The 8,310-nt window shown below is 61.7% G+C and carries 10 protein-coding genes and 1 pseudogene; 8 read left to right on the top strand and 3 right to left on the bottom strand.

All coding sequences use genetic code 11. The features are described from left to right. The coding region (locus ACQY7U_RS14680) for an orotidine 5'-phosphate decarboxylase / HUMPS family protein (RefSeq protein ID WP_428645636.1) at window positions 1-316 on the bottom strand (316 nt) is incomplete at its 3' end. 265 nt (window positions 317-581) lie between these two features. Between ACQY7U_RS14680 and hisB the strand changes: the two genes are divergently transcribed. The 8 genes from hisB to coaA all read left to right on the top strand — a co-directional run bounded on the left by hisB (window position 582) and on the right by coaA (window position 5,588). After that, a complete protein-coding gene (gene hisB / locus ACQY7U_RS14685) occupies window positions 582-1,175 on the top strand; it encodes an imidazoleglycerol-phosphate dehydratase HisB (RefSeq protein WP_428645637.1) in 594 nt (197 codons plus the stop codon). Between the two features lie 21 nt (window positions 1,176-1,196). Beyond that, a complete protein-coding gene (locus tag ACQY7U_RS14690; RefSeq protein WP_428645639.1) occupies window positions 1,197-1,697 on the top strand; it encodes a DUF2628 domain-containing protein in 501 nt (166 codons plus the stop codon). After that, window positions 1,694-2,347 (top strand): imidazole glycerol phosphate synthase subunit HisH, encoded by a 654-nt coding sequence (gene hisH, locus ACQY7U_RS14695; RefSeq protein WP_428645641.1) that lies wholly within the window; start codon window positions 1,694-1,696, stop codon window positions 2,345-2,347. Before ACQY7U_RS14690 ends, hisH begins: the two co-directional genes overlap by 4 nt. 40 nt (window positions 2,348-2,387) lie before the next feature. Further along, a complete protein-coding gene (locus ACQY7U_RS14700) occupies window positions 2,388-2,675 on the top strand; it encodes a DUF1330 domain-containing protein (protein ID WP_428645642.1) in 288 nt (95 codons plus the stop codon). A 5-nt stretch (window positions 2,676-2,680) separates the two neighbouring features. Continuing rightward, entirely contained in the window at window positions 2,681-3,424 is a 744-nt protein-coding gene (gene hisA, locus ACQY7U_RS14705) for a 1-(5-phosphoribosyl)-5-[(5-phosphoribosylamino)methylideneamino]imidazole-4-carboxamide isomerase (RefSeq protein ID WP_428645644.1), read from the top strand. Further along, on the top strand, window positions 3,421-4,200 hold the full coding sequence (gene hisF / locus ACQY7U_RS14710) for an imidazole glycerol phosphate synthase subunit HisF (RefSeq protein WP_428645646.1): 780 nt from the start codon (window positions 3,421-3,423) through the stop codon (window positions 4,198-4,200). The genes hisA and hisF overlap by 4 nt, the downstream gene beginning before the upstream one ends. A gap of 34 nt (window positions 4,201-4,234) precedes the next feature. Further along, complete coding sequence (locus tag ACQY7U_RS14715; protein WP_428645647.1) at window positions 4,235-4,558, top strand: phosphoribosyl-ATP diphosphatase; 324 nt, start codon at window positions 4,235-4,237, stop codon at window positions 4,556-4,558. A 64-nt stretch (window positions 4,559-4,622) separates the two neighbouring features. Next, window positions 4,623-5,588 carry a type I pantothenate kinase gene (gene coaA, locus ACQY7U_RS14720; RefSeq protein ID WP_428645648.1) on the top strand — a complete coding sequence of 322 codons (966 nt, stop codon included), beginning with the start codon at window positions 4,623-4,625 and terminating at the stop codon, window positions 5,586-5,588. Window positions 5,589-5,654: 66 nt separating this feature from the next. Here the strand turns inward: coaA and ACQY7U_RS14725 are convergent, their stop codons facing one another. Beyond that, the gene (locus tag ACQY7U_RS14725) at window positions 5,655-7,361 is read right to left on the bottom strand and encodes a methyl-accepting chemotaxis protein (RefSeq protein ID WP_428645650.1); all 1,707 of its coding nucleotides are present in this window, start codon (window positions 7,359-7,361) and stop codon (window positions 5,655-5,657) included. 203 nt (window positions 7,362-7,564) lie between these two features. After that, a pseudogene (locus ACQY7U_RS14730) lies at window positions 7,565-8,310 on the bottom strand (hypothetical protein); the annotation flags it as partial.

An 8,310-nucleotide genomic window follows, 5' to 3' on the forward strand; every position in this document is an offset into this window, starting at 1 on the left:
CCGCGCGCATGGTTTTGGGATAGCCGTGCAAGGTCATGAAGGTCATGCCCATCTTGGCGACGTTCCGGACCGCCTTGGTGATGGTGTTGTCGATGTCGTGGAGTTTCACGTCCAGAAAAATCTTGTGACCGCTAGCCGCCAGATCCCGCGCGAATTCCAGCCCGCCGGCGAATTGCAGCTCCATGCCGATCTTGTAGACGCCGACCTTGCCTTCGGTCCTCTTGACCAGCGTTTCCGCCTCCGCAACGGTCGGAACATCCAGCGCGACCATCAGGCGATCGAGAGCGGTTTTCGGGGCGAACGGGCTGGTCGGCATGGGTGTGCTCCTTGATCTTGGGGGAAGGCGTCCCGTCCATATCACCAAGGGCGGATGCGCGCCAGCACCCTGCGGCCCGAACGGCCTGAAGAGGCGTCCTCCGGCCGCCGGGACCGGTGCGCAGGCAAGCCGGTGGCGCCCCCGGGAAAGGCCAACCGTACCGGGGGAGGTACAAGTGGCTATTTTCTTAGGCGGTTCAGGCTGCTACAACACCGCCGGTTCTACCTGGGCACGGATCCCAAAAGCCTTTAGAGGACATCAGCACATGCGCACAGCCAGTGTATCGCGCGATACCAAGGAAACCCGCATCTCCGTCGAGATCAATCTGGACGGAACGGGCGCCTATGACGTTCAGACCGGCGTCGGGTTCTTCGATCACATGCTGGAGCAACTGTCACGCCATTCGCTGATCGACATGAAGGTCCGTGCCGACGGCGACACCCATATCGATTTTCACCATACGGTCGAAGACACGGGCATTGCGCTCGGCCAGGCCCTGTCGCAGGCGCTCGGCGGCATGGCCGGCATTACCCGTTATGCCGACACACATCTTGCCATGGACGAAGCCCTGACCCGTTGCGCGCTGGACGTCTCCGGCCGTGCCTTTCTGGTCTGGGACGTCACCTTCGACCGGGACAAGGTCGGCGACTTCGATACGGAGCTGTTCGAGGAGTTCTTCCGCGCATTCGCCATGAATGCCGGGATCACTCTTCATATCGCCAATCTTTACGGCTCCAATTGCCACCATATCGCCGAGACCTGTTTCAAGGCTGTGGCCCGCTCCCTGCGCAAGGCGGTCGAGATCGACCCCCGGCAGGCGGACCGCGTCCCCACCACAAAAGGCCAGCTCGGCGGCTAGGATCTAGGATAGGAAGAGCCCATGAGCACCTATGTCGTGATGGCTCCACCCGAATACGAGAACCTGGCGGGTGATCCCCGCCAGACCGACCGGCTTGCCTTCGTGCCGGACCGGTTTTCGTTTGCGGCCTTCTTCTTTTCGGTTCTGTGGCTGCTGTTCCATCGCATGTGGCTGGTACTGCTCGGCTATCTCGCGGTCACACTTGTCATCGAGCTGATTGCCCTGTCGGCCGGCGAAGTGGCCATGGCGGTGATCAGCGTGACCATCGCCCTTCTCTTCGGCTTCGAGGCGCAGGCGCTCAGGCGCTGGTCGCTGGAACGCAAGGGCTGGCGGACGGTCGCTCTCGTGGAGGCCTCCAACCGTCAGGAAGCCGAGCTTCGTTTCATCTTCAAGGCAGCCGGCGACACCGCCCCGGCTGAAAAACGTAACGACCGGCAGCGCCCGGCTCCCGCACCGATCGTCCCGAGGGTCGGCAGCGAGCAGGTTGTGGGACTGACCCTCGGTCCGGAGACCCGTCAATGACAATCGCAATTATCGACTACGGTTCGGGCAACCTGCGCTCGGCGGAAAAGGCATTCGAGCGCGCGGCCCGCGCCCATGCCCACATGCCGGACGTGATCGTGACCGCCGATCCGGATCGTGTCCGCAAGGCCGACCGTGTCGTACTGCCGGGCGTCGGCGCCTTCGCCGACTGCAAGCGCGGCCTTTGGGCCGTCGAGGGCATGCCGGAAGCCCTGAACGAGGCGGTCCGCGAGAACGGCAAGCCGTTTTTCGGCATCTGCGTCGGTATGCAGCTAATGGCCAGCCGCGGTCTGGAATTCGAAACCGTCGAGGGCCTCGGCTGGATCGACGGCGACGTCGCCGAAATGAAACCCGCCGATCCGTCGCTGAAGATCCCGCACATGGGCTGGAACACCATCGACGTGAGGCCGGAAGGCCATCCCGTCTTCGACGGCATCGACACGGGTCCCGACGGGCTGCACGCCTATTTCGTGCACTCCTATCACTTTGCCTGCGCCAGCGAGGCGGACCGGCTGGCAACCTTCGACTATGCCGGCACCTTCACTGCCATGGTGGCGAAGGACAACATGATCGGCACGCAATTCCACCCGGAAAAGAGCCAGCGGCTGGGACTTTCCCTGATCGCCAATTTCCTGGACTGGAATCCCTGATCCCGGGGTCGGGACCTGATAACAAGTTGGGAGACATTTGATGAGCAAAGGTTACTGGATTGCCCGCGTGGATGTGCGCGACCCGGACGGTTATCCGGAGTATGTCGAAACGGCAAAACCGGCCTTCGAGCGCTTCGGAGCGAATTTCCTCGCCCGTGGCGGCAAGACCAACGCGATTGAAGGTCCCGGCCGGGCGCGGAACGTCATTATCGAGTTTCCGAGCTTCCAACATGCGGTCGATTGCTATAATTCGCCCGAATACCAGCAAGCGGTGAAAATCCGCCAGAAAGTTGCCGATGGCGAAATCGTCATCGTGGAAGGAAACTGAAAAGCATGATCCTCTTTCCCGCCATTGACCTGAAGGATGGCCAGTGCGTCCGTTTGAAACTCGGCGACATGGACCAGGCGACCGTCTTCAACGACGACCCAGGCGCCCAGGCGAAGACCTTTGAAGACCAGGGTTTCGAATGGCTGCATGTGGTGGACCTGAACGGGGCCTTTGCCGGCGAAAGCGTCAATGGCGCCGCGGTCGATGCCATTCTGGCAGCCACGAAAAATCCGGTTCAGCTCGGTGGCGGGATCAGGACGCTTGATCATATCGAGACCTGGGTTTCCAAGGGCATCACGCGGGTGATCCTCGGTACCGTTGCCGTGCGCGATCCGGAGCTGGTGAAAGAGGCGTGCCGGAAATTTCCGGGCAAGGTGGCCGTCGGCATCGACGCCAAGGGCGGCCATGTGGCGGTCGAGGGCTGGGCGGAAACCTCCGAACTGACGGCCATCGATCTCGCCAAGCGCTTCGAGGATGCGGGCGTCTCCGCAATCATCTATACCGATATCGACCGGGACGGCGTGCTCAAGGGCCTCAACATTCCCTCGACGCTGGAGCTGGCGCGCGCGGTCTCCATCCCTGTCATCGCGTCTGGCGGCCTTGCCTCCATCGACGACATCCACCGCTTGCTGGAACCGGACTGCGCCATCCTGGAAGGTGCGATTTCCGGCAGGGCGCTTTATGATGGCCGCCTCGATCCGAAGGAAGCGATGGAGCTGATCCTGGCCAAGCGGAGCAATGCATCATGACCCTGAAAGCCCGCGTCATTCCCTGTCTCGACGTCAAGGACGGCCGTGTCGTCAAGGGCGTCAACTTTGTCGATCTGGTCGACGCCGGCGATCCGGTGGAAGCGGCCAAGGCCTATGATGCCGCCGGGGCCGACGAACTCTGCTTTCTGGACATCACCGCCAGCCACGAAGGCCGCGACACGATCTATGACGTCGTCCGGCGCACCGCGGAAGCCTGCTTCATGCCGGTGACCGTAGGCGGCGGCGTGCGCACCGTGGAAGACATCCGCAAGCTGCTGATCGCCGGGGCCGACAAGGTGTCGATCAACACCGCTGCCGTGAAGAATCCGGATTTCGTCCGGGAAGCGGCGGAAAAATTCGGCGCCCAGTGCATCGTCGTCTCCATCGACGCCAAGCAGGTCAACGAACCGGGCGAACCGGAGAGGTTCGAGATCTTCACCCACGGCGGGCGCAATGCAACCGGCATCGATGCGGTCGCGTTCGCAAGGAAAGTCGTGGAGCTTGGCGCCGGCGAGCTGCTGGTGACTTCCATGGACCGCGACGGCACCAAATCCGGCTACAACATCGCTCTCACCCGGGCGATCGCGGACGCCGTGCCGGTGCCCGTCATCGCCTCTGGCGGTGTCGGCAACCTGGACCACCTGGTGGAGGGCGTGCGCGACGGCCACGCGACCGCCGTGCTGGCCGCCTCCATTTTCCACTTCGGCGAATTCACGATCCAGGAAGCCAAGCAGCACATGAACGGTGCCGGCGTGCCGATGCGCCTGGACACCTGACGCCCCTTTACTCCCGCACCCGGACATTAGCCAAATGAACAAGTTCACACTGGACGATCTGGACGCCATTATTGCTGCACGTGCGAAAAGCGCGGATGAAAAATCCTATACGCGCAAGCTCGTGAACAAGGGTGTTGCCAAATGCGCCCAGAAACTGGGGGAAGAAGCGGTGGAGGCGGCGATTGCCGCCGTCCGGGACGACCGGGAAGAATTGACGGCCGAGGCCGCTGATGTTCTTTATCATTTGCTGGTGGTTCTAAACGTGTCCAAGGTTCCGCTTGGGGATGTTATGAAGGAACTTCAAAAGCGCACGGGGCAGACCGGTCTGGAAGAAAAGGCCTCCCGTCCGCAAGAATAGGGTTTGGGCCCTGACACCCGCATAGGTTCCGGCCTTTCGCCGCGCAGCAGGGACTGCGATTGAAATGGATCAGAAAGTCGCTACGGCCCTGGACATGGATTTGTCCCCGTATCAGGTGTTCACCGAACGGGAATGGGCACGCCTTCGCGCCGACACGCCAATGACGCTCGACGAGCACGAAGTGGCGCAGTTGCAGGGCCTGAACGCCCCGGTCTCCATCGAACAGGTCGAGACCATCTACCTGCCGCTTTCCCGCCTTCTGGCCTTCTACGCGGAAGCCACGATCAGCATCTATCAGGCAACGCAGAACTTTCTCGGAACCCGGGACGGCAAGACCCCCTTCATCATCGGCGTCGCCGGGTCCGTTTCCGTCGGCAAGTCGACCACCTCGCGCGTGCTGCGCGAGCTTCTGGCCCGCTGGCCCGCCAGCCCCAAGGTGGACCTGATCACAACGGACGGGTTTCTGTTTCCCAATGCGATCCTGGAAGCCGAAGGCCTGATGACCAAGAAGGGTTTTCCGGAAAGCTTCGACCGGCCCCGGCTTCTGAAATTCCTGTCCGACATCAAGGCCGGCAAACGTCTCGTGCGCGCGCCCGTCTATTCGCACTTCTACTATGACGTCATGCCCGGCCACACGGTGACCGTCGACCGGCCGGATATCCTGATCGTCGAAGGCCTCAACGTGCTGCAGACGCGTGAACTGCCCAAGGACGGCCGGGCCGTGCCCTTCGTCTCCGATTTCTTCGATTTTTCCGTCTATATCGACGCGGACGAGGACCTTCTGCAGCAATGGTATGTCGACCGTTTCATGCGCCTCAGGGAAACCGCCTTCCGCGATCCCGGATCCTACTTCCACAAGTATTCGCGCATCACGGATGAGGAAGCGGTGGACACCGCGCAAAGGATCTGGCGAGAGATCAACCTCGTCAACCTGAAGGAAAACATCCTGCCGACACGGCCGAGGGCGGACCTGATCCTGTCCAAGGACTCCAGCCACATGATTTCCAAGGTCGCCCTGCGCAAGATCTGACGATTACGCAAGAAGACACCCGCGGCCCTGATCGAACCGCGGGCGCCCTGTTGCTTGCCGTACCGCTCAGGCGGCCTGGTTTTCCTGCGTGGTCAGCTTCCGCACGGTGTCGAGGAAGGCTGTGACCTTGCCGCGCAGATCCGCCGCGTTGGTTTCCAGTTCGCCTGCCGCCAGATCGACGGTTTGCGCGGCGTCCTTGGTGTTCTCCGCCGCGTTCGAAACGCCCTGGATGGTGCTGCTGACCTCCACGGAGCTCTGGGAGGCCTGCTGTGCGTTGACCGCGATCTCCTGCGTTGCCGCGCCCTGCTGGTCGACGGCGGAGGCGATGGAGGAGGCGATCTCGTTCATGTTGTTGATGATCTCCGTCACCGAGCCGATGGCGCCCGCGGCCTGTTCCGTCTCGCCCTGAATGGCCGAGATCTGGCTGGAAATCTCTTCGGTCGCATTCGAGGTCTGCGTCGCCAGTTCCTTCACCTCGGCCGCGACCACGGCAAAGCCCTTGCCGGCTTCCCCCGCGCGTGCGGCTTCGATGGTAGCGTTCAGAGCCAGGAGATTGGTCTGCTCCGCGATCGCCTGAATGAGCGTCACGACTTCCCCGATGCGGCCCGCGGCTTCCGACAGGCCGTGCATGCGCTCGTTGGTGGCCGAGGCCTCCTGCGCGGCCTTGGCGGCGATTTCACTGGAGGACTGGACCTGACGCCGGATCTCGTTGACCGATGCGGACAGTTCTTCCGCTGCGGCGGCAACAGTTTCCACGTTGCCGGAGGCCTGTGCGGAGGAGGCCGAGACAATACCCGATTTTTCGGTCGTCTGCTCCGCGCCTGTCATCATTTCCGAAGACGACGCCTTCAGGCGGTCAACGGACTGTTCGATGGTATGCATCAGATCGGTTATCTGGCTGTCGAAGTCCTGGCTGAGGTCACGGACCTGCTCACCGGTGCGGGCGGCCTGCTCACGCGCCACGCGCTGCTGGTCTTCCAGCCTGCGGCGGTTGGTTTCATTGGCGACGAAAACTTCCATCGCTGCCGCCATCTGCCCGATCTCGTCTCCGCGATCCGCGCCTTCGACGATAATATCGGTGTCGCCATCGGCCAGGGTGCTCATGTTGTGGGTCAGCGCGCGCAGCGGGCGTACCAGGCTGCGGATGGCGAAGAAGGCAACCGTGCCCGCGATCACCGCGCCCGCAAGCGTCAGCAGGACGATCAGGACCGCCTGCTGCCAGTAGGCGGCTTCAAGGTCGTCGATGTAAACGCCGGTCCCAAGCATCCACTGCCAGGGCTCGAACCCGACAGCATGTCCCCACTTTTCAACGGGCTCGTCATCTCCCGCGCGCGGCCACAGGTACTGCAGATTGCCGCCACCGGCCTTGGCCAGCTTGACCAGTTCCGGAATGATCTGAACGCCGTTGGCGTCTTTGAGGCCGGACAGGTCCTTGCCGATAAGGCTGGCCTTCGCGTGTGAGATGGTGACCGACTTGTTGTCGAAGACGAAAATGTAGTTTTCGCCGTTTTCGAAGCGCATGGCGGAAATCGCCTCGATGGCCCGGCCCTGGGCCTCTTCCCGTGTGAGCGTGCCGGACTTCTCCAGTTCGTGATAACGCACCGCTACGGTCTTTGCCGTGTTCGCAATATCCTCGATCTTCGCAAGACGTTCCGCGAGCATGGCGTCTTTCAGCGAACCGAGGGCGATAGCTGCCAGGGCAATCGTGAAGACGGCGATGACGGCGACGGGAGTGCTGATTTTCCAGGCCAGGGGCCAGCGTGTGAAGGACATGTTTTTTCACCCGAAATTTGTGATCCGGGTGAGGATACGGCGAAACATTAATCAAAAAGCTAAATGCAAAGAAAATTCTTTGAATTTGCTATAGTATCTTTTTCTTATGCAAAGTTGACAAAGGTAATTTTTCATCTCCATTTGCGACAGAAGTAAATCGAGCTAGAAATCACCGAAAAACACAACTATAAATACATGTAATTCTACCTGCGGGCGCAGAAGACGTCCCTGAGTCCGGGCCTGGACCAGGTGGCGTTCTGAAGCTGTCCCTTCAGGACATGCCCCTGGGCTTCGTAGTAGAAGGTGTTGGCGCTGCCCTGACGCTGCAGCGTGACCGCGCCATAGCCCATTTCCGCAACCGTCGCCGTCTGGCCGTCCGGAGAGAAGACCACATTCAGGTCTATCCCTGCCGTGCAGAGATAGTCGAAGACATTTGCGCGGGCGGTCTGTTGCCGGGTATTCGGCTGATCGAGCCCGCCGATATCGCCTGGCGGAACGGGACCTGCCGGAAAACCGTTGTTGAACTGATCGTTCTGAAAACCGCCCTGACCGCCGAAGGAACCGTTAAAACCACCACCGCCGGCAGGAGCGAAATTCGCTGCGCCCTTGATGACGACTTCCCGGAACGGCGTCTTGGTCACATAGATGCCGCGGCATTCGCCGTTACCGCCGCGCACTGTCCAGGCGTGGGAAACATAGGTCTGCTGTTCCAGGATCTGCCCCGGCTCCAGACGGGCATAGGGCCGCTCGCCACCGCGATAGTCGATCCAGTTCACCTCGATCGGCTGGCGGCTGGCATTGCGGAAGACGATCTGGCCCGGACGCACTGCCTCGACGGACCGGACGCGGCCAAGTTCGCCGCAGGACAGGTCTGCGCCCGGCTCTTCACCGGGAACGCCCGCCTCGTCGGAAACGATCTGCTGCGGCAGCGCGCAGGTGGCGACGAACA

It is taken from the genome of Roseibium sp., from assembly GCF_050301095.1.
GTDB lineage: Bacteria > Pseudomonadota > Alphaproteobacteria > Rhizobiales > Stappiaceae > Roseibium.